We start from the raw sequence: 22079 nt of genomic DNA, 5'->3' as shown, positions 1-22079 counted from the left end.
GCATGGAAAATAACGCTTATAGCAAAAGAGAATTCAGTACGGTTGGCGTTCTGCTCACCGGCATTCTGATCATTGTCGCCTTTGTGTTGGCATGGCTTTACCTGCGTGAGGCCAATCAGAATCCGCTTTCAAACGATGCCGTTATTGGTGCCAATATTGTTAATATTGCTGCAACGGTTCCCGGCAAGGTTATTTCAATAAATGTTAAAGAAAATCAGGAAGTCAAAAAAGGCGATATACTTTTCTCAATCGACCCGGTGCCGCTTAAGCTTCTCGTAGATCAGACGGCGGCTGATCTTGCAATTGCAGAGGCGGCACTTGATTCACAAAGGCGCGCCGTGCATGCTGAATCACAAAATGCCCAGATAGCCGACCAGCAAGTGGTGCGTGCGCGAACAAATCTGGATCTTGCAGAAGCCACGCTCAAGCGCCTTGAAGCACTCAGTCCCAAAGGCTATGTCACGCGGCAGCAGGTTGATGATGCGAAGACCCTGCGCAATGATGCGCAGATCAGTCTGGCACAGGCAGTCAAGCAGGCTGAGGCCGCAACAACAATTGTCGGTACGCTGGATAGCGCGCAGGCGTTGGTTCGAGCAAGGCAGGCCGCACTCGCACTGGCGCAGCACAATCTGGATAATGCTGTGGTCACGGCACCGCATGATGGTAGAATTGTGAGTGTTCTCAACGGGACCGGTCAGATCATTGCGCCGGGGCAGTCTCTGTTCACATTGATCGATACTTCAAGCTGGTATGCATCCGCTACGTTCCCGGAAACCGAGTTGGGGGGAATCAAGGTGGGAAGCTGCGCGCAGGTGCGAATTCTTGCCGACAGTTCGATTGTCGTCAAAGGCCGTGTTGAAGGTATCGGTTGGGGCGTTTCATCGGAAGATCTCATCAATATACCACGCAACCTGCCTTATGTGCCGAAGAATCTGAACTGGGTGAGAATTGCGCAACGGTTTCCAGTGCGCGTAAAACTGATTGATCCGCCAGCCGAGCTGACACGCTCCGGCGCATCAGCCGTTGTGACAGTGCATAATGGCAACGAGTGTTAACGACACGCTCTGGGACGCAATCCGCGAAACTCTAGCGGATCTGGCGCCTTTTCCGGGCCGCATGGCAACCGCATGGCGTGTTGCAGCGGTTTGCGCCCTTGTGGCAGGCATCGCGATGATGTTTCACATCCCGGAATCGGCTATTAGCTGCTACCTTGTTATCTTCCTCATGAAAGCCGACGGAGCCGAAAACACCGTTGTAGCAACCGCTGCCATCATTGCCATTACACTGCTGGTGGCTTTGATGGTGCCGGTGCTAGCATGGACCGTTGAATCCGCATTGCTGCGCATTCTCGTGATGATCGCCGTCTCATTTATATTCATTTTCCTTGGTGCTGCCAGCAAGCTTGGCGAAGGGGGCAGCATTGTCGCGCTGATCATTGCCTTTATTCTCAGCCTTGTGAATGAGGTCCCGATCAATGGCGTGATTTCGCTTGCTTTGCGATATGCATGGGAAATGGCCATCCTGCCGATGTTTGTGATTGCAGGCTTTAGCCTGTTTTTCGGGCGCTGGAGCCTGACACTGCTGCGCGAGGAGTTGCGTGAACGCCTGCTAGTGGCGCGCAAGGTGCTCGCAGACAACAATCCCATCATGAACCCTTTGTTGCGGGAAAAGCTTGGGGCCGCCAACGAAGACGAGAACAAACGTTCGATGCTTGTTAAAATATTGCATCAGACCACGAAAAAAAGACTGGCCCACATTCAGACGGATATTACCGCTTCTTATCAATTGCTTTTTGCAGCCTCTGCGCTTCCCGCTGATCTCTCAGCTGAGAAACGCCAGCATTATGCCGGGCAAATCGATAAAATGGTCGATGCGCTTGATAAAGACGCACCGCTTCCACCGCCCGAAGCGATGCCTGACACGTCTGCCCAAAGGCAGGAGGCGGGTATCTTACAGGCGCTTAGAAATATCGCTGGGAGCGAAAAAACCGATTATAGAAAAGGTTCTGGCGACTCGTTCTTTGCTGCAGACGCTTTTACCAATCCCATCTATCAACGTTTTGCGCTTAAAACGACTTTGGCGGCGATCCTCTGCTATGTGTTTTATGCGGCGATTAACTGGCAGGGCATTCATACGGCGATGGTCACTTGCTATGTCGCTTCCCTTGGTACGGCGGGTGATACAATCCATAAGCTGACTTTGCGCATCACCGGCTGTCTTGTCGGTGCTGCTATTGGCATTGCGTCGCTTATATTTCTTATGCCGCAACTTGAATCTGTTGGCAGTCTCATGGTTCTGGTCTTTGCGGTGGCACTGCTTGCGGCTTGGGTCTCTGCAGGCAGTGAAAAAGTGTCCTATGGTGGCGTACAGATCGGCCTCGCATTCACTTTGACCGTCTTGCAGGGCTTCGGCCCGACCACCGATATGGACACGGCGCGCGACCGTATTATTGGCATCCTGGTCGGGAATTTTGCGGTTTATCTGGTCTCGACGCTGATCTGGCCTGCGCCGGTTGTCACCGTCATTCGCCAGCGTCTCTCCGATGCTGCGCGAAAGATAGCTGAAATTGCATCGGTTGCACCGGACGAACGAGCGGAGATGATCAACACTGCCGCCGAAACAGAGCGTCTGCTTGATGAAGTGCGTTATTGCTTTTATCTGCTGCCTTTTGAGCCTGCGGCCCTTCGTCCATCAGAGAAACTTGAAAAAACCTTTGATGGCTTTGCCGATCAGCTTGCTTCACTCAACAAGGAAGTCTACTTTTCCGATCAGGTCATGCCTGATGCTGTTGAAAGATTGAATGCGCTCTCATTGCGCATAAAATCCGATGGCATACAAAGCGAAATTTCACTGGAAAAGCAGGCGTATTCTGCCGAGGACGCAGAAAATGAGGGGGCAAACAAAATCGATAAGCATCTTGCGCATATGGAAGCTCTTTTGGCAGGTGGTAAGGCATGAGAAAGTCTTCTGCTCCAGCCTCCATAGCGTTTCTTTCAGCTTTTGGTTTCGTGCTTAGTGGTTGTGCGACCGATGCTTTGAAGCTGGCGCCATCAGCACCTGATCAGCCGTGGAAGGCCGATCAGCACAAAGGCTCGCCCGCCAATGCGCCGTCGCGGACGAAAGATTTTAGTGTTCCTTCCAATCCGGAGCTGGCTTTGATTTCCAGCCCTGTGGCAGTTGATACGCGACCTTCTTATGATCTGGCGCAGTTGATCGACCTCGCGCAGCGCAGCAATCCGGGTACCCGCAATGCGTGGGAAAAAGCGCGGCAGGCGGCCCTTGCTGTCGGAATGGTCGAAGCGACAATGCTGCCGATCATCTCTGCCAATGTTATTGGCGGCGTGCAAAGAACCTCAACACCCGTCGATGTCCCGCTTATCGGTGAGCGTGACGTCAATACGACGCTGAAAGGCGTATCACCCTCTCTTGCCTTGCAATGGCTGGTTTTCGATTTTGGCCAGCGGGCAGCATTGGCAGAGGCTGCAAAACAGGTTTCGTTTGCAGCCAATGTCACGTTCAATGCGATGCATCAGAAACTGATCTTCGATGTTACACGAACATATTATGAATATAGCGCCGCAGTGGCTGGCCACCGCATCGCGCAACAGACCTTGCGTAACAGCAAGGCCGTTCTTGCGGCGGTTCAGGCCAAGCTCAATGAAGGACGAGCGACAACAGTTGAGCTTGCGCTCGCCAAACAGCAGGTTGCGCAGTCGGAATTGAGGCTCGTTAAGGCAGAGGGGCAGCAGCAGACCCTTTATCAGGCGCTTCTGGCGTCAATGGGCGTCAATGCCATGTTGAACATCAATGTTGAGAGTTCAATGAACAGACCGCTGCCTTCAAAATTTGATGGCGTGACACAATCGGTTGTAGAAACAGCTTTGTCGCGGCGACCCGATCTTATTGCAAGCTACGCTGCTTTGCAGGCCAGTAATTCCGGGATCAAGGTGGCGCAGGCGGAGTTCTTGCCGAAAGTCTTTGTGGCGGGTGCGCTTGCTTCCACATCCAACAGTTTCAACGCCGGAAGCCTGCCAACAATCGGTAATCAGTCGTCGGGCATGGGCATTCTCGTTGGCGCGACAATGCCCCTTTATGACGGAGGACTGCGTGCGGCACAGCTCAAGAATGCGCAATCCACGCACAGTGCAGCAACAGAAACTTTTCGTCGCGTACAACTTGATGCGGTTGCGGAAATTGTTCTTGCATCCAATAGTCTGAAAACGGCTCTGGCGGCAAATAAGGCCGCCAATGTACTGGTTCAGACATCTGGCACAGCTTTTGACGCTGCACTTGAATCCTATAAAAATGGATTGGGTACGATTACGGTGGTGAATGAGACGAACAATTCTCTGCTGGATGCAAAGCTGGCGCAAACGGATGCTCATGCGGCAGCATTGATTGCTGCTGCCAATCTTGCGTTTTTCACAGGTGCGTTGACATCAAGCACAAGCCTGCCGGGCGTTGCGTCTGCGCAGTAAGTGAAAACAGGCATGCGGGAGACGGGGTAAAATGGCGAAATACTGGATAGCTGCGGGTATTATTCTGCTTTTAACCGTTGCCGCCTTCGTGTTCTGGTTTCTCATCCGGCACAAAAAGGGGTGGTCGAGAAGTATTATCGCCCATCTCACATTTGTGGCGTCAATGTTCGGCTTGATCATGACGTTCAGGCAGGTCGCCTATATGTTGCTTGCGGATTACAAAATAACCGCGATCACACCGGAACTCATCAATACCCTGTCGACCTTCTTCATGGCTCTGATCGCCATGCAGCAGCTCTTCCAGTTGATCAACCGTTTGACCCATAGCCAGATTGACCGCGGCAATGACGTGACGTCCGCACGTATGGTTGCGCGCATATTAAAACTGGCAATATTCCTGATTTTGATGCTGCTGTTCGGGGAGCAATTCGGGATTGGTCTTTCCGGCCTGCTCGCTTTTGGTGGCATCGGTGGCATCGCTATCGGCGTGGCCGGCAAAGATGTTCTGAGCAATCTTTTTTCGGGCGTGATGCTTTATTTTGACCGCCCGTTCAGCATTGGCGATTGGATCAGCTCGCCAGATCGGAATATTGAAGGCACCGTTGTGGAAATTGGCTGGCGACTTACCAAGATCAAAACCTTCGACAATCGTCCGCTCTATGTTCCCAATGCAGCCTTTTCGACGATCAGCGTTGAAAATCCGGGCCGCATGACCAACAGGCGCATTAATACGACGATTGGTTTGCGATACGAAGATGGTGACAAAATTGCCGGGGTTGTCGACGACATAAGGTCGATGCTCAAGGCCAACCAAAAAATCGATCAGACACAGAGTCTGTTGGTTTATTTCGATGCGTTTGCAGATTCATCGCTCAATATCATGGTCTATTGTTTCACGAAAACGACCCGTTGGGCTGATTGGCTTCAGGCACAGCAAGAGGTCTATCTCAAGATCATCGAAATCGTGCATGCGCATGGTGCCGACTTCGCATTCTCATCTGAAACGCTTTATATTCAACCTGATAAGGCGGCACAGCAGAAGCCTGTTGAACAATAGGCTTCTACGCTGAGCGATAAGAAATGTGGGAGTCCATGCTGAAATATTAGTTATCAGTATAATTGCTAATATGTTATTGGAGTCCTTGCTTCGCCACTTTCCTAAGGCAAAAACCTTCGCTCTCTGGCGCTTTCGAGCACATTTGGTAATCGAGAAGGGTGCCCCCATTGAAAGACAGGTTTTTCTTCATTCCTATAGCGGGTGAAGCGGTTGAAGAAATCAAAAGAATAGATTGGTCAAAGAATCCGTTGGGCCAGCCGGAAAGCTGGCCGCGCCCGCTTAAGACAGCAGTTCAGATGATGCTGACGTCGCATTTTCCGAAAGCCATTGCCTGGGGGCCGGAATTTATCACGTTTTACAACGATGCTTTCAGAACGATTCTTCGCGACAAGCAGAACTGCATGGGCCAGCCATTCAATGAAATATGGGCTGAAGTATGGGAGGATATTGGGCCGATAGCCGAAAGGGCGATGCGGGGAGAGGCCACGTTTATTGAAGACTTTCCGTTGCTCGTTAATCGTTCGGGCTTTGATGAACAGTGTTATTTCACCTTCTGCTACAGCCCGATTTTAAATGAAGATGGCAGCGTTGGCGGCATGATGGACACTGTCATTGAAACGACTGGAAAAGTTGAGGCCGAGAAAAATGCGCGGATCATGAATGCCGAGCTTGCGCATCGCATAAAAAATACTTTTAGCATTGTCAGCGCAATCGCCAGCCAGACCTTTAAAAGCCAGGATAATGAAGACGAACTTAACGCATTTTCCAGACGCCTTTTTGCGTTAAGCAGTGCGCATAATGTCTTGCAGTTTGGAAAAAGTTCAAGTGGGTCATTGGCACAGATCATCGCTGAAATTACTGCTGCACTCGGTGTTGATCAGCGTGTTGATGTTGAAGGCAGCGACATTTTTATCGGGCCGAAAGCTGCAAGTTCAGTGTCGCTTTTGATCCACGAACTGACGACAAATGCTATCAAATACGGTGCATTATCCAATGATGCTGGGCGTATTTCCATCTGCTGGAATACCGCTGATCATGAGGGAACGTCCACGCTGCTTCTGAATTGGTGTGAGACGGGTGGGCCTGAAATAACCAAGCCTGGCAAAATTGGCTTTGGGTCAAAACTCATCCGAATGGGTCTTATGGGAACAGGCAATGTCGAGGCCGATTATGCTCCTTCCGGATTTCGGGCTAGAATGAGCGCCCCTATCGATCAGATGCAGGGCGAGGGGCGACTTTACAATGACGGTTAGAGCGCTCCCGAAAGGCGGAAACTGGCTTTCGGGACACGATGCGCGTTAAAACAAAGAAGTCAGTCTGCTGCGGAAAGCAATCCATCAATTATCCGCTGCTGCTATTGAGGGCCGTCTGGTCAAGTCGGTACAAGGCATCGCAATTTTTAAGATTATCTGCACAATACGGATTGTGCCGAATCTAATTGCAATGGAGCGTTAAGCCGATGCAAAGAATTACCATCACTGTCGATGATGATCTTATGACAGAACTGGACGCTTTGATTGCTTTAAAAGGCTACGCCAACCGCTCGGAGGCCGTGCGCGATCTTGTTCGGGCAAGTATAAAAGACACGGCAATTGCATCTGATGCGATGACAGAATGCGTTGGCGTCTTAAGCTATGTGTATCAGCATGAAGCGCGTGATCTGGCGAAAAAGCTGACCACATCGCACCATGAGCATCATCATATGTCGCTGGCGTCCCTGCATGTTCATCTCAACGAAGACCTGTGCCTTGAGGTGAGCCTGCTTCGCGGCGAAGCAAAAGCTGTAAAAGAATTCGCAAATTCCATCATTTCGCAGCGTGCAGTCGTTTACGGCGATGTTTCAATCATTCCCCACAATGCGCACCATGAATAGGCTTTGAGACCGAATATTCATATTAGAATCATTGATTTAGATTGCTCTGTCAGTCTAGGTTCGGGGCTGCGAAGAGTCATCTTTTAAAAAGCGAGTGATTATGGATCTGACAGTCATCGTCTTTATACTCGTATATCTTGCGATGGGCTGCGGAACTCTTCCCGGATTTAAGGTCGACCGCACGGGAGCTGCCATTATAGGCGCTCTCGCTATGCTGGTGACCGGTAGCATAACAGCACAGGCTGCGTGGAATGCCATCGATTACCGGACGCTGGGAATGCTTTTCGGACTGATGGTCGTGTCGGCTGGATTCTCGGTTTCGGGCTTTTATGGCTGGGCGGCGAAGCGCGTAACCGAGCTGCCATTATCACCGCCTTTGCTGGTTGGCGTTCTGGTTTTTATGGGCGCTGCATTCTCTGCTTTTTTGACAAAGGATGTCGTCGCGGTGGCGATGACGCCTTTGCTCGTGTCCGTTACCCTCACAAGAGGGCTAAACCCTGTGCCATTTCTTCTTGCGTTTTGTTTTGCAGTGAACACAGGTTCAACAGCAACGCTGATCGGCAGCCCGCAGAATATGATTGTTGCGCAGGAGCTTGGGTTATCATTCAATGGTTTTCTGAGTGCGGCCGCAGTACCGGCTCTTCTTTCGCTGCCGATCGTTTGGGGTGTCATCGTTCTGGCCTATCGCAATCGCTGGCAACTCACGCAGCAGCCGTCTTCGATGGCAGATGCAGGGCAGGACGGTGCGATTGATGCGCTTGAAACGGCAAAGACGGCAATCGTTGCGGTGATTGTCATTGGAATGTTTATTTTTAGCGACTTGCCGCGAGAGCTCATCGCCATGGCGGGCGCGGGGGTGTTGCTGGTCAGCCGCAAAATCTCTTCTCACGATATGCTTAAACATGTCGATGGTGATCTTCTGCTTTTGATCATGGGACTTTTTGTTGTCAATGCAGCCATTGCTGCGACCGGCCTGCCGCAAAATGTTCTCGGTTATTTCCGCGAAGCCGGGCTTGATCTTAACGAGCCGATCTCCCTGTTTTTTGTCGGTGGCGTTCTGAGCAATCTTGTGGGGAACAATCCTGCGGTTATGTTGCTGGTACCCTATCTTCAGTCAGGATCTGGGTCTGATGCCTTGGGTGCAGCGCTTGCGCTGGGGACAGGTTTTTCAAGTAATATGATTATTTTTGGCAGCCTCGCAGGAATTATTGTCGTAGAGCAGGCATCTGCGCGCGGTATCAAGATATCATTTGCTGAGTTTTCGCGCACCGGTATAGTTGTTATGGTTCTTTGTATGTTGATGGCAGCATCTTGGGTGATTTTTTTAACCAAAATGTAAGGACAATATGAAGTAGTTTGAAAGTTTTTTAAACTTTTTAATGATTTATATAAAAATTTATAGATCGGTTGTGTATTGTTATTTTTTTGTTCCTTTTATTCAATGTTTATTTGAGTTGTATGTAAAATACTTATTGCCCCTCGTAAAATAGATTGATAGCTTCTTCGTGATGGCTTTATTTTGGGGGTGGGCTTATAGAATGCCGATCTCCCCCTTTTCTTGGTACGGAGGTTACGTATGCATTTCACGCCCCGGGAAATCGACAAACTTATGATTCACACGCTGGCGATTGTCGCGCAGCGCCGTAAAGATCAGGGTTTGAAGCTCAATCATCCTGAGACTGTTTCTTTGATTGCTGCGGCTGCACTTGATGCTGCGCGCGCTGGCAAGACGCTCGAAGAAGTCATGGAACTCGCGCGCAAAACCATCACCAAAGATGATGTGATGGAAGGTGTTGTCGAAATGATTCCTTATGTGCAGGTCGAAGCCGTTTTCACCGATGGCAGTCGCCTGGTTACTGTCCACGATCCAATCCAGTAAATCCTACGGAGGCTCAGTTATGGCTGCAGATAAGGTAAAGACTCCTGTTGGAGGCTTGGTTCTCGGCAAAGGCGATATTGAAATCAATGCCGGATACCCAACAACCACTTTGAAAGTCCGCAATACCGGCGATCGTCCTATTCAGGTCGGTTCGCATTATCATTTCTTTGAAGTGAATGCCGATCTTGAATTTGATCGCGAGCAGGCGTTCGGAAAGCGCCTGAATATCCCCGCAACGACCGCTCTTCGTTTTGAACCGGGTGATGAAAAACAGGTTGTGCTCGTTCCTTATCAAGGCAAGCAGCGCGTGCTCGGCTTTAACGGTCTGGTGAATGGTTGGGTTGGCGATGAGAGCTACAACGATTCCCGTCCGCGCCTGACAGATGCGATGGAGCGCGTCGCGAAATACGGTTTCAAGAACAAGCCGTAATTGCCCGTCTGTGAGCGAATTTTGATCTGATTAATCAGTTCGACGCTCCAATCGTTTGTTTGACGTGCATCTTATCTGAAAGCCGATTCACACTTTTCGGGATGCGCTCTAGAATTTCAGCGAACAGGATACTGAGATGGCTAAGATTTCAAGGCAGCAATATTCGGATCTTTACGGTCCGACGACCGGCGACAAGATTCGCCTCGGCGATACGGACCTTTATATTGAGATTGAAAAAGACCTTCGTGTTTATGGCGAAGAAGCTGTGTATGGCGGCGGTAAAACGCTGCGCGATGGCATGGGGTATGACAATGAATTGACGAGCGCAGCCGGTGCGCCCGATCTGGTCATTACCAACGTGACCATCGTTGACCCTATTCAGGGTGTTATCAAGGCGGATGTCGGCATTAAGGACGGCCTGATCTACGGGATCGGTAAAGCTGGCAACCCCTCCACCATGTCGGGTGTCACGCTGCCGCTTGGGCCGGGAACGGATGCCATTTCAGGCGAACATCTGATCCTGACCGCTGGCGGTATCGATGCGCACGTTCATTTCATTTCGCCCCAGCAGGCTGAAGCCGCGCTCAGCAATGGCGTGACCACGCTGTTTGGTGGCGGCATTGGCCCGACAGATGGCACCAACGGTACGACCATCACGCCGGGAACGTGGAACATCGAAATGATGTTGCGCTCCTTTGATTCATGGCCGGTCAATGCCGGTGTGCTTGGTAAGGGCAATTCATCATCGGCATTGTCGATCGAAGAGCAGATTCGCGCCGGTGCCATGGGGCTTAAAATCCATGAAGACTGGGGCAGTACCCCAGAGGCTATCCGCACATCGCTGACCGTTGCCGATGAATATGACATTCAGGTCTGTATTCACACGGATACGCTCAACGAAGCCGGTTTTGTTGAAAATACCATTGCCGCTTTCGAAGGCCGCACCATTCACACCTATCACACCGAAGGTGCGGGCGGCGGACATGCGCCTGACATTATTCGTGTTGCAGGTCAGTCAAACGTTATTCCGAGCTCGACCAATCCGACGCTTCCTTATGGCATCAATTCGCAGGCCGAATTGTTTGACATGACGATGATCTGCCACAATCTGAGCCCGAAAATTCCAACCGACGTGGCCTTTGCTGAAAGCCGTGTCCGCCCGGAAACCATCGCTGCTGAAAACGTTCTGCACGATATTGGCGCGATTTCCATTCTCTCCAGTGACAGTCAGGCCATGGGCCGCGTCGGTGAAAACTGGATGCGGACCATTCAAACTGCACATCTGATGAAAACCCGCTTTGGTGCCTATGAAGGCGACAAGTCGGGCAATGACAATCAGCGCGTCTTGCGTTTTGTTTCCAAGGTGACAATCAATCCGGCGATTGCACAGGGCGTCTCTCATGTTGTCGGCTCGATTGAAATTGGCAAAATGGCAGACTTGGTGCTTTGGGAACCCGCCTTTTTCGGCGCGAAGCCCAAAATGGTTATCAAAGGCGGCATGATCTCATGGGCGCTGATGGGGGATCCGAACGCATCGCTTCCAACGCCACAGCCAGTCATCTATCGTCCGATGTATGGCTCATTTGGATCGGCTTTGCCGAAAACCCGCGCGACATTTACCTCGCTGGCTGGTTTCGATGCCGGTATCGTCAATCGTTATGAACTGAAGTCACAGGTCATCCCTGTCTACGGCACCCGCGCTATCAGCAAGGGCTCGATGGTTCGTAACAATGCTTTGCCGACCATTGAAGTTAACCCGGAAACATTTGCTGTTACCGTTGATGGCAAACATGCGACTGTTGAGCCTGCAACCAATGTTCCTTTGACGCAGCTTTACTTCTTCAGTTGATAAGACGCTCTCGGGAGGGAGCGAAAACGTTCCCTCCTGTTTTGATTTTGGATGCAAACACCGAATAGTGCTGGTCTTGCCGCATTTTCGACTGCCGATATGAAGCGCCTGCTTCCGGAGGAATTATGATTCTCGTTGAGAAAACACTCGGTAATATCAAGGATTCTGTGTGGCATGAGCGTTCGCATCATGCGCAGGTTGACTATCTCGCCCTTGAGCAGTGGGAAGCACCGAAAAGCCGTCTGCGCAAGGCGAGTGAAGGTGGCGTTGAGCTTGCAATCTCTTTGCCGCGGTCCGAGCATCTGCATGATGGCGATGTGCTGCATTATGATGAAGCCGCGAAACTCATTGTTGTGGCACGTATTGCCCTCAAAGAGGTGATGGTTATTGAGCTTGAAGGTTTGGAAGAGCTCGCGCCGCAGGACATCCTGCGCATTTGCTTTGAACTCGGCCATGGGCTGGGTAATCAGCATTGGCCAGCCGTGATCAAAGGCTCAACCGTCTATGTACCGCTGTCTGTTGATCAGAAGGTGATGGCATCGGTGATGCGCACGCATGCTTTTGAAAGAGTGAAGACCTATTTCGCTCCTGGCGAGGAGATTGCTGCAAAGCTCGATGCGAAGGAAGTTCGTATGCTCTTTGCCGGCGCCGATGCGACCCCGCATCATCATCATGATTTGCATAAGCATTCTCATGAACATCATCATGGTTCGGAAGCGCACACCCATGAACACAGTCATGAGCACACCCATGATCACGATCATGGGCATGAGCATCACCACGGGCACCATCACCACAGGTAAGTAATGTCAGGCATACAGAAAAGCGAACCACGTTGCGGGCAGGACATGGTTCTTCTGGCGAGATTGCTGCAATTTTCAGATTCAACCTTGCCGGTTGGTGCATTCGCATTTTCAAATGGGCTTGAATCCGCTTTGCAGACTGAGGTCGTAACCAATTCGGCAAGCTTGCATCAGTTCGTCGAGCTCGTTGTGCGTCAGGCTGCCCATATGGATGGTATCGCTTTTCTTCATGCGCATCGTGCCATTGTGGCGGGTGATTATGACAGCGTGCTTGCTGCGGATCATGAGATATGGAATCGCCGGGTTGGCGAAGAACAGCAGATGATGCTTGCGAGAATGGGAAAGAAATTCGCTGAACTCTCTCTCAAGATCAGCGATTTCCCACAGCTTGAGCGCTGGCTGAAAGACATTAAATCAGGCGAAACGCCGGGTTGTTTTCCAGTTGGTCAGGCGCTCGCGCTGGCGCATATGGGCGCGGATGAGAAACAGGCATTTGTTGTGCATCAATACGGCGTTGCGTCGATGGTTCTCAGTGCTGCGGTTCGACTGATGCGGATCGATCATCTGGATACGCAGCGCATATTATTTGCTTCGCAAAGCCGTGTTGAAAGCGACTATGCTGATGTGTGTGGTCTGGCGCTTGATGAAATGTCCAGTTTCGCGCCCGTCTTTGATGTTCTGGTTGCGCATCACACAAAAACGCATGTCCGGCTATTTATGAATTAAGGCATGTCTCCCACCGTCGAAATCGATTTTGTGAGACTTGCTTTCGGAAATTCAAACAGGAATGAACCATGAAAAAAATCACGCGTATTGGTATTGGTGGACCTGTCGGTTCGGGCAAGACGGCGGTTATTGAAACCATCACCCCACGGCTCATTGAGATGGGTATCAAGCCGCTCATTATTACCAACGACGTTGTTACGACTGAAGATGCCAAGCAGGTCAGGCGCACACTCAATGGCATTCTGATTGAAGAAAAAATCGTTGGCGTTGAGACCGGCGCGTGCCCGCATACGGCGGTGCGTGAAGACCCGTCGATGAATATCGCTGCGGTTGAAGAGCTTGAGGAAAAATATCCCGACAGTGATGTGATCCTGATTGAATCGGGCGGCGATAATCTCACGCTGACATTCAGCCCAGCACTCGCTGATTTTTACATCTATGTGATTGACGTTGCGGCCGGAGACAAAATTCCACGCAAGAATGGCGCTGGCGTCTGCCAGTCGGATATTCTGGTCATCAACAAGAAGGATCTGGCGCCTTATGTCGGTGCAAGCCTTGAGGTTATGGATCGCGATTCCAAACTGATGCGCGGCAAGAAGCCTTTTGTTTTCACCAATTGCAAAACCGGTGAAGGCATTGACGATCTGATGCAACTGATCCTTGATATGGCTCTGTTTGACGTGAAACCGGTTCAGGCGTCTCAAGCCTCTCAGGCGGCTGGGTAATGTCATGAGCTTACACGAGCGACTAAGCCGACTTGATGCAGCCCGTGAACTGAGCGGGTATCATACGCAGCCTGCACAGATGCGTGCTGCCGGACCCGGCAAAATCGGCGAATTGCGTTTGGGCTTCTCCTTACGCAATGGTCGCTCGGTACTGCACGATCTTTATCGTGTGGCCCCGCTTCTGGTGCAACAGGCGCTTTACTGGGACGAGGCGATGCCGGAATTGCCGATCTGCTCAATCATTTCGATTGGCGGCGGCATTCTTCAGGGGGATCGCTACAAGATCGATATTCATGTGGGTGAAGGCGCATGTGCTCAGGTCACATCACAGGGCGCTAATCGTGTTCATCAGATGGATGCCAATTATGCTTCACAATATCAGACCGTGACGGTGGAAGCAGGGGCATATCTGGAATATCTCCCTGATTTTACAATTCCCTATCGCAATTCCCGCTTCATCAATCAGACCGATATTGTGATTGATGAGAGTGCGACGCTCATCTATGGCGAGATGATGATGACGGGACGCAAGCATCATCATGAAAGCGAGCGTTTTGGTTTCGATCTGCTTTCCATGCTGATCTCGGCAAAGCGGCCAGACGGCAAGTGCCTGTTTACAGATAAGGTCCTGATTGAAAAGGGCAATCCGACCATCGATTTTGCTGCGGTCATGCGTGGCTACGACGCGTTTGCAAATATCATCTGCATAACGCCGCCCGATGTTGCTGCGCGGATCAAAGAGCGTGTTCAGGTGAACTTCAGTACCGACGCGCCACGCGCAATATCCGGGGTGTCAGCGCTGCCCAACAATGCGGGGCTCATTTTGCGCGCTGTCGGCATGGAGAGCTACGACGTGCGCGCTGAAGTGCGCAATTTCTGGCAGATTGTTCGGGAAGAGGCGCGCGGTCGCACGTTACCAGAGGAATTCCTTTGGCGTTAAAGCACTTGTGCTCAAAAAGTGCGAAGCGATTTTGTGGTGGGTAATGCGTGAAGGCAAATAGACAGAGCGGAGATCTGGCTAAGAGGGGTTATCGAAATGGCAGACAAGAAAGTGAGTTTTCCAATCGCCTGCCTGCGTGGGGCGGGACAGGTGTTCTTTATGGAGAATGCCTTTACCGGATTGCTGTTTGTTGCTGCAATTGCTTATGCATCCTATGCAACGGGCGGCTGGGCAATCACAATTGGTGCAGTCGTTGGTCTCATCGTCGCTACATTGACCGCACAATTGCTTGATTGCGATAAGCCATCCATTCATTCGGGCCTGTTTGGTTTTAATGGCATTCTTGTTGGTGTTGCTTTGCCGACATTTATCGCGGCCACGCCTCAACTCTGGTTTTATATCATCATCGGCTCGGCGCTCAGCACCGTTATCACAGCAGCATTCGGCGCAACGCTTACCAAAAGCTGGGGCATTCCGGGGTCTACAGGGCCATTTGTTTTGACGGGCTGGCTCATGGTTGCGGCTGCTTATTCTTTTGGCGCGCTTGATGTCACTGGCGACAGTCCCAAACTCGCCTCAGATTATTTGCAGGGGGCCGCTACAATTCCCGCAAATATTGAGCTGGTGCAAATTTTCTTCCGCAATATTGCGCAGGTCTTTTTGCTTGGCAACGAGGTCAGCGGCGCTTTAATTCTGCTCGGCATTTTTGTGGCGTCGAGGCAGGCAGGTATTGCAGCAGCGCTTGGATCGCTGATCGCGATGATAACCGCCATTGGCATGCGTGCTGATCCTGCGGTCGTCATTCAAGGGCTTTATGGTTTCAGTTCTGTTCTGACAGCCATTGCCGTGGGCGTTGTTTTCCTGAAGACGGATGGAAAGGTGATTGCCTATGCAGTGCTTGCAACCATCGTTACTGTTTTCATTCAAGGCGCTTATGATGTGATTATGTCTCCGATGGGACTGCCATCCTTCACGGCGCCCTATGTGCTCACACTGTATCTGTTTATCGCGCCGAAGAAGCTACTTGCACCGCATCCACATAAGCCGGTGGCGCAGCATCTGGTTAAAGATAACTAGATTTTCTTGTTAAAATTCAAATAGTTCAGAGTTCCAAATCTGAAGGAAAATAACATGCAGTCTATCAGCGCAGGCGATACAGCCTTTATTCTAATCTGCACCGCACTGGTGTGCATGATGACTCCCGCACTGGCCTTGTTTTATGGCGGACTTGTCCGCCAGCGTGATGTTCTTTCCATCATGATACAGAACTTTGTTTGTATGGGCGTGGTTGGCCTCATCTGGGTTTTTGGTGGGTTCAGTCTGGCTTTCGGTCCGTCCATAGGCGGCGTCATTGGTGATATCACCACCTATTTTGGCATGTATCATGTCGGTATTGAGCCAAATCCAACTTATGCAGCAAACGTTCCCTTCATTATGGTGTTTGCGTATCAGATGATGTTTGCGATCATTACGCCTGCGCTGATGACAGGGGCCTTTGTCGGACGCTTCAAGTTCGGGGCTTATCTGTTCTTTATCGCATTTTGGACGATCCTAGTTTATTTGCCAGCAGCCCACTGGGTTTGGGGCGGCGGGTTCCTTGCGAAACTTGGCGTTGTTGATTTCGCCGGCGGCATCGTTATTCATGCCTCCGCGGGCTTTTCAGCACTGGCCGCAGCCAAATATCTTGGAAAGCGCAAACTCGCTCCCGGCGAAACGGAATCGCGGCCTGCAAGCCTGCCACTTGTGGCCATCGGTGCCGGTCTTCTGTGGTTTGGCTGGTTTGGCTTTAATGCCGGCGGCGCATATGCAGCCGATGCGCTCGCGGCTTATGCTTTCACCAACACCATGCTTGCAGGCTCCATCGCTATGCTTGTCTGGATGTTCTGGGAATGGAAGGAATCCGGTCGTCCGTCCTTCTCCGGTGTTCTTGTGGGCGCAGTGACGGGTCTTGCAACGATTACACCTGCTGCAGGTTATGTGGAGCCGATCACAGCGCTTCTCATCGGTGCTATCGGCGCATCGGTCTGCTTTAATGCCAAATATGTGCAGAAATGGCTCAAAATTGATGACACATTGGAAGTCTGGCGTGCGCACGGCGTGGGTGGCATGACCGGCGCGGTCCTGATCGGTGTTACCGCGAGCTCCCATATCAACGCTGTGTCGGCAAGTGCCTATCAGCTTGGTATTCAGGTTCTGGCGGTTGTTATCGTTGCTGCTTATGCCTGGATTATCACGATGATCCTGCTAAAAATTCTGGATGCTTTTGGTCATCTGCGGGTGCCTGATGATATTCAGCGTGAAGGTTTGGATGACGAGCTTTATGGCGAAAATGCTTTCAGCTTGTGGGGCATGAAAAGACAGATGGATAAGTAATCTGGCATTATTTATTCGGAAAAGCATAAGTGAGCCCGTGTAAGATATTTCACGGGCTCGTTTGGCCTGCCTAGCAGTTGAATATCAATAAAAGTTTGAACTTTACCTATAAGTATATTGCGCCCGCCAAACACCCTCAGTAAGATGATTCTGTAAAAAGATCATACTTCGGAGAGTGCGATGAATTGGGTGTCGGTTGCGATTGCAGCGATTGTGACATGGGGTGCTGCGACACAGGCATGTGCCGCGCCAAAAGACAGCCTTGTTCTGGCAATCGGCGGCGAGCCGGATAATGGATTTGATCCTCTGGCGGGTTGGGGTGGCTATGGAAACCCCTTGTTTCAATCGACCCTTTTGCGGCGCGATGTCGATCTTGGCACTGTCCCTGATCTTGCAACCGAGTGGAAACTCTCCGACGACCGTAAAGTCTGGATCATCAAGCTGCGTGACGATGTGCGCTTTTCCGATGGATCGCCGCTCACTGCGGAAGATGTTGCATTCACATTCAATACCGCCAAAGCATCAGCCAATGCGATTGATCTGAGTGTCATGGAAAAAGCGGAAGCCGTTGATAAAAACACGCTTCGTATTTCGCTCAATAAACCATGGATCACTTTTGTTGAGGCGTTTTACACACTCGGCATTGTTCCGGCTGCGACCTATGGAACGGAATATGCACGCAAGCCGATCGGCTCCGGGCCTTATAAACTGGTCGCGTGGAATGAAGGTGAACAGCTTATCGTCGAGCGCAATGACGCCTATTATGGTGACAGAGGACCGTTTGAGAAAATTACGTTCCTTTTCACGGGTGAAGCGCCGGGGCTTGCGGCTGCAAATGCTGGCGCGGTTGATATGGTTGCCGTTCCTGCACAGCTTGCCGACACCATTCCCAATGGATTTAAGGCTATACCGGTTCAGACCGTCGATAACAGAGGGCTCAGCCTGCCTTTTGTAAAGCCGCATGACGTGAATGGTCGCAAAGTGGGCAATGCAGTGACTTCCGATCCTGTCGTCCGCAAAGCGATCAATATGGGGCTGGATCGGAAGCTCATTGTCGATGTGGCGCTTCATGGTCATGGAACGCCAGCATTCGGTCCTGCCGATGGATTGCCGTGGGCAGGTAAGGCGGATACCGTCGAGTTCAATCTGGATGCTGCAAAAGCGCTGCTCGATGAAGCGGGCTGGGTTGCCGGTGATGATGGCATTCGATCCAAAGACGGCATAAGAGCCGCTTTCCCGATCAATTACCCTGCCAGTGATGCAACCCGGCAGGCATTGGCTGAGACATCAGCCGAATTACTGCGCCCATTGGGTATTGATGCGACGCCAAAAGGTGGAAGCTGGGACGCGATTGAACGCGTCATGCATTCCGAGCCTGTGGTTTTTGGCTTTGGCAGTCACTCACCCTACCAGCTTTATAGCCTCTTTGCTGAAAAGCTGCGCGGGGTCGAATATATGAACCCAAGCTATTATGCGAACAGCCAGGTTGAAGCGCTTTTTGAGAAAGCGCAGGGCGCAGAAAGTCTTGAAGCTTCGCTGCCTTATTGGTCGCAGGCTGCTGATTATTATGGTCTGAAGGGCGACAATTCATGGGCGTGGCTGGTCAATCTCGATCATGTCTATCTGGCCAATAAATGTCTCGATATTGGAAAAACCCAGATCGAACCGCATGGGCATGGCTGGCCGGTGACTGCAACAATTGCAAACTGGCGGTGGACCTGCGAGTGAATGTTGCGATCATCACTTTAATTGCATTGCGGGTTTTGCGCCTTGGCGCCTTGGTCGTGTGCGTTGCTTTCGCAGTGTTTTTGCTGATGAAAGCTTCGCCGATCGATCCGGTTGACGCTTATCTCGGACCAGCCATGGCCTATGTCGGTCCTGAACAGAAGATGCAGATTGCCGCCATCTGGGGGCTGGATCGTCCTATTTATGAGCAGTTTGCGCGATGGGCAGGAAATATTCTGTCGGGCGATCTGGGTTTCAGCATCACATACAACGCACCGGTAAGCGAAGTGATGAGCAGCCGCATTGGCGCTTCGCTGACATTGACGGGGCTTGCATGGCTTTTGTCCGGTCTTCTTGGCTTTGCCCTTGGACTGGTTTCAGCAGCTTATGAGGGGCGCTGGATCGACCGCACCATCCGATTGTACTGTTATATTCTTGCGGCAACGCCAACGTTCTGGCTCGCCATGCTGATGCTGGCGCTGTTCTCGGTTAAGCTCGGCTGGACACCAATCTGTTGCGCAGGTCCGATTGGCGTTCCTTCTGACCAGGTGAGTTTTCTTGAGCGTGTCCAGCATCTGATATTGCCATTATCGGCATTGACGCTTTTCGGGGTTGCGCAGATTGCTCTGCACTCCCGTGCCAAGCTTATTGAAGTGCTGCAATCGGATTATATCACGTTTGCGCGTGCCCAAGGCGCGCGTCAGGGCGACATTATCCTGCGTCACGGTGTTCGAAATGCCGCTTTACCAGCCCTGACGGTGCTCTTTGCTTCAATAGGCGAGATTTTTGGCGGGGCCATTTTGGCCGAACAGGTTTTTGCATGGCCGGGATTGGGACGTGCCACGGTTGAAGCAGGCATTCGGGGCGATGTGGCTCTGCTGCTTGCCATCGCAATGCTCATGACTGTGATTGTTTCGACCGGGAATATGATTGCCGATCTTCTGTATCGCGTTGTTGATCCACGATTGAGAGAGGGAGCATGATGTTCATCCCTCTCAATGGACGCATACGTGCATTGATCAGTGCGCTGTTTTCGCTGGCAATAATCGTTGCGATCTCTATTGCTGCATGGGCCTATGGTGAAACGGGTATTCGCTCCGATTTTGCGATACGCAATATGGAACCCTCCCTTTCGCACTGGTTTGGAACGGATCAGATGGGACGGGATATGTTTGCCCGTACATTGCACGGTCTTACGCTGAGCCTGCGCGTTGGAATTCTTGCCGCAGGCTTTTCCGTGGTCATCGCCCTTGTGATTGTCCTTTTATCAGGCCTTGGTAAAACTGCGGATGCGATTGGCAGTTTTGTCACCGATGGCATGCTGGCTATGCCGCATTTTGTTTTGCTTATTCTTATAAGTTTCGCACTGGGTGGCGGTACGGGGGCAGTTATTATCGCCGTTGCGATCTCTCACTGGCCACGTTTCGCGCGTATTCTGCGCGCTGAACTCATACAGGTGCGTGCCGCACCTTTTGTCGAAGCATCGCGCAGTTTTGGAAAATCGCGCCACTTTATCTTGATAAACCACATTCTTCCGCATCTGTTGCCGCAAATGCTTGTTGGCTTTCTGCTGATGTTTCCGCATGCAATTTTGCATGAAGCCGGTCTGACCTTTCTGGGATTTGGGCTTGAACCATCGCGGCCAGCCATTGGCATTATGCTCTCAGAAGCGATGCGTCATATCAGCGGTGGCCGTTGGTGGCTGGCGCTTTTTCCCGGTTTGGCTTTATTGATCATGGTGCTGTGCTTTGACGTGCTCGCCAATGGATTGCGCCGCCTGACCAGTCCGAGGGAGGCTCAGACCTGATGCTTGAAATCAATAATCTTTGCGTTTCGTTTCGTCGCTATAACGGTTTTTTTAGCCAGGATATGATTACCCGGCTGTCGGATATTCACCTCAGTATTGCGCCGGGCGAGATTGTTGCAATGATCGGGCATTCAGGGGCCGGGAAAAGTCTGCTTGCTCATGCGATTTTGGGACTTTTGCCAAACAATGCCATTGCGGAAGGCGATATTTGTTTTCACGGAAAACCGTTGTGTAAGAAGAGCTTGAGTGAAAAGCGTGGCCGGGAAATCGCGCTTCTGCCACAACAAACGACTTATCTTGACCCAACGGCAAGTGTCGGTGCGCTGATTGGCTGGGCCGCAAACCGCGCTGGCAAGCCGCCTGCGATTGAAAGTCGCCTGATGGATGTGGGCTTGAGTGCTGATGTTGCCCGCCTTTATCCGCATCAGCTTTCAGGAGGCATGGCGCGGCGCGTTTTGATGGCACAGGCGATCTCCGGCGGGGCTAAATTGCTGATCGCAGATGAGCCGACAGCAGGGCTGGATCCCACCAATCGCGATATTATTCTGGCTAAACTGCGCAAACATGCTGATGAAGGCGGTGCCGTCTTGCTCATCACACATGATTTGATTCCTGTGCTTTCCTATGCGGATCGTATTGCGATTCTGAATGACGGGAAAATGTGTTGTCTGGCGCCAACATCAGCCTTCAGCGGAAGAGGAGAAACGCTCGGTTCTACCTATGCGCAATCACTCTGGCGTGCGCTGCCACAAAATGACTTCCATGCCTATGCTTGAAGCAAAAAACATCACGGCCGGCTATGGCAAACGAACGATCTTCACCGATGTTTCGCTGAGCCTGAGCGCGGGAACAATCTATTGTATTTCGGGACCATCGGGCTGCGGCAAGACCACGTTGGGTCGTATTCTTGCGGGGCTGAACCGTCCTGTTTCCGGTGCAGTCTCTTTTGGTCAGCAAAACCTATCGGACGCAAAACTTTGGCCGGTACAATATCTCTATCAGTCGCCGCTTGCAGCGATGAATCCACGCTGGCAGATCCGAAAAATCATTGCTGAATCTGGTCCGGTCGATCCCGATATTGCGCGGACTCTTGGCGTTGAAACAGAATGGGAAAACCGTTATCCGCACGAGTTGTCAGGCGGACAATTACAGCGTGTCTCAATCCTGCGCGCACTTGGCGCAAAACCTGCATTTTTGATTGCTGATGAAATTACCTCGGCGCTCGACCCCGTTGCACAAGCACAGATATGGCAACTGTTGTCGATGCTTGCAGAGAAGCACAGTCTTGGTATTGTCGCGATCAGCCATGATGAGAGCCTGCTTTCAAGAATAGCTGGCGCAAACAATCACTTCCGATTGGGTCGGTAGAGACGTGGACAAAAAAAGCCGGGAAAAATTCCCGGCTTTCTGACTA

Annotated in this window: 21 protein-coding genes; all 21 read left to right on the top strand. The window is 51.4% G+C overall.

Annotation, left to right across the window (positions count from 1 at the left end; genetic code table 11):
• Positions 1-2: 2 nt before the first annotated feature.
• The 21 genes from mdtN to OPR82_RS15335 all read left to right on the top strand — a co-directional run bounded on the left by mdtN (position 3) and on the right by OPR82_RS15335 (position 22033).
• The gene (gene mdtN, locus OPR82_RS15435; RefSeq protein ID WP_265985821.1) at positions 3-1055 is read left to right on the top strand and encodes a multidrug transporter subunit MdtN; all 1053 of its coding nucleotides are present in this window, start codon (positions 3-5) and stop codon (positions 1053-1055) included.
• A complete protein-coding gene (locus OPR82_RS15430; RefSeq protein WP_265985820.1) occupies positions 1039-2958 on the top strand; it encodes an FUSC family protein in 1920 nt (639 codons plus the stop codon). The genes mdtN and OPR82_RS15430 overlap by 17 nt, the downstream gene beginning before the upstream one ends.
• Positions 2955-4478 carry a TolC family protein gene (locus OPR82_RS15425; RefSeq protein ID WP_265985819.1) on the top strand — a complete coding sequence of 508 codons (1524 nt, stop codon included), beginning with the start codon at positions 2955-2957 and terminating at the stop codon, positions 4476-4478. The genes OPR82_RS15430 and OPR82_RS15425 overlap by 4 nt, the downstream gene beginning before the upstream one ends.
• Before the next feature lie 31 nt (positions 4479-4509).
• Positions 4510-5535, top strand: coding sequence for a mechanosensitive ion channel family protein (locus tag OPR82_RS15420; RefSeq protein ID WP_323054558.1), 1026 nt, complete (start codon positions 4510-4512; stop codon positions 5533-5535).
• A 167-nt stretch (positions 5536-5702) separates the two neighbouring features.
• The gene (locus OPR82_RS15415) at positions 5703-6788 is read left to right on the top strand and encodes a PAS domain-containing sensor histidine kinase (protein ID WP_265985818.1); all 1086 of its coding nucleotides are present in this window, start codon (positions 5703-5705) and stop codon (positions 6786-6788) included.
• A 206-nt stretch (positions 6789-6994) separates the two neighbouring features.
• A complete protein-coding gene (gene nikR, locus OPR82_RS15410) occupies positions 6995-7408 on the top strand; it encodes a nickel-responsive transcriptional regulator NikR (RefSeq protein ID WP_265985817.1) in 414 nt (137 codons plus the stop codon).
• Positions 7409-7508: 100 nt separating this feature from the next.
• The gene (locus tag OPR82_RS15405) at positions 7509-8747 is read left to right on the top strand and encodes an ArsB/NhaD family transporter (RefSeq protein WP_265985816.1); all 1239 of its coding nucleotides are present in this window, start codon (positions 7509-7511) and stop codon (positions 8745-8747) included.
• Between the two features lie 237 nt (positions 8748-8984).
• Entirely contained in the window at positions 8985-9287 is a 303-nt protein-coding gene (locus tag OPR82_RS15400; RefSeq protein ID WP_265985815.1) for an urease subunit gamma, read from the top strand.
• Positions 9288-9306: 19 nt separating this feature from the next.
• Positions 9307-9717 (top strand): urease subunit beta, encoded by a 411-nt coding sequence (locus OPR82_RS15395; protein WP_265985814.1) that lies wholly within the window; start codon positions 9307-9309, stop codon positions 9715-9717.
• A 136-nt stretch (positions 9718-9853) separates the two neighbouring features.
• Positions 9854-11566 carry an urease subunit alpha gene (locus tag OPR82_RS15390; protein WP_265985812.1) on the top strand — a complete coding sequence of 571 codons (1713 nt, stop codon included), beginning with the start codon at positions 9854-9856 and terminating at the stop codon, positions 11564-11566.
• 125 nt (positions 11567-11691) lie between these two features.
• Positions 11692-12369 (top strand): urease accessory protein UreE, encoded by a 678-nt coding sequence (gene ureE / locus OPR82_RS15385; protein ID WP_265985811.1) that lies wholly within the window; start codon positions 11692-11694, stop codon positions 12367-12369.
• 3 nt (positions 12370-12372) lie between these two features.
• Positions 12373-13095, top strand: a complete 723-nt coding sequence (locus tag OPR82_RS15380; protein WP_265985809.1) for an urease accessory protein UreF — start codon at positions 12373-12375, stop codon at positions 13093-13095.
• A gap of 68 nt (positions 13096-13163) precedes the next feature.
• The gene (gene ureG / locus OPR82_RS15375) at positions 13164-13820 is read left to right on the top strand and encodes an urease accessory protein UreG (protein ID WP_265985808.1); all 657 of its coding nucleotides are present in this window, start codon (positions 13164-13166) and stop codon (positions 13818-13820) included.
• Positions 13821-13824: 4 nt separating this feature from the next.
• Positions 13825-14760, top strand: coding sequence for an urease accessory protein UreD (locus OPR82_RS15370; RefSeq protein ID WP_265985806.1), 936 nt, complete (start codon positions 13825-13827; stop codon positions 14758-14760).
• Positions 14761-14856: 96 nt separating this feature from the next.
• Positions 14857-15837, top strand: coding sequence for an urea transporter (gene yut / locus OPR82_RS15365; RefSeq protein ID WP_265985804.1), 981 nt, complete (start codon positions 14857-14859; stop codon positions 15835-15837).
• A gap of 54 nt (positions 15838-15891) precedes the next feature.
• Positions 15892-17133: an ammonium transporter gene (locus tag OPR82_RS15360; protein ID WP_265985803.1), complete on the top strand. Its 1242-nt coding sequence runs from the start codon at positions 15892-15894 to the stop codon at positions 17131-17133.
• Between the two features lie 180 nt (positions 17134-17313).
• Positions 17314-18861, top strand: a complete 1548-nt coding sequence (locus tag OPR82_RS15355) for an ABC transporter substrate-binding protein (RefSeq protein WP_265985802.1) — start codon at positions 17314-17316, stop codon at positions 18859-18861.
• The gene (locus OPR82_RS15350; RefSeq protein ID WP_265985801.1) at positions 18858-19841 is read left to right on the top strand and encodes an ABC transporter permease; all 984 of its coding nucleotides are present in this window, start codon (positions 18858-18860) and stop codon (positions 19839-19841) included. Before OPR82_RS15355 ends, OPR82_RS15350 begins: the two co-directional genes overlap by 4 nt.
• On the top strand, positions 19838-20665 hold the full coding sequence (locus OPR82_RS15345; protein WP_265985800.1) for an ABC transporter permease: 828 nt from the start codon (positions 19838-19840) through the stop codon (positions 20663-20665). Before OPR82_RS15350 ends, OPR82_RS15345 begins: the two co-directional genes overlap by 4 nt.
• Complete coding sequence (locus OPR82_RS15340; protein ID WP_265985799.1) at positions 20665-21441, top strand: ATP-binding cassette domain-containing protein; 777 nt, start codon at positions 20665-20667, stop codon at positions 21439-21441. The genes OPR82_RS15345 and OPR82_RS15340 overlap by 1 nt, the downstream gene beginning before the upstream one ends.
• Positions 21434-22033 (top strand): ABC transporter ATP-binding protein, encoded by a 600-nt coding sequence (locus OPR82_RS15335; protein ID WP_265985797.1) that lies wholly within the window; start codon positions 21434-21436, stop codon positions 22031-22033. Before OPR82_RS15340 ends, OPR82_RS15335 begins: the two co-directional genes overlap by 8 nt.
• Positions 22034-22079 lie beyond the last annotated feature (46 nt).

Source organism: Ochrobactrum chromiisoli, assembly GCF_026241335.1.
In the GTDB taxonomy this organism is placed as follows: domain Bacteria; phylum Pseudomonadota; class Alphaproteobacteria; order Rhizobiales; family Rhizobiaceae; genus Brucella; species Brucella chromiisoli.
Note: the sequence above shows the minus strand (reverse complement) of the source record. Positions and strands in the feature narration are given on the sequence as shown.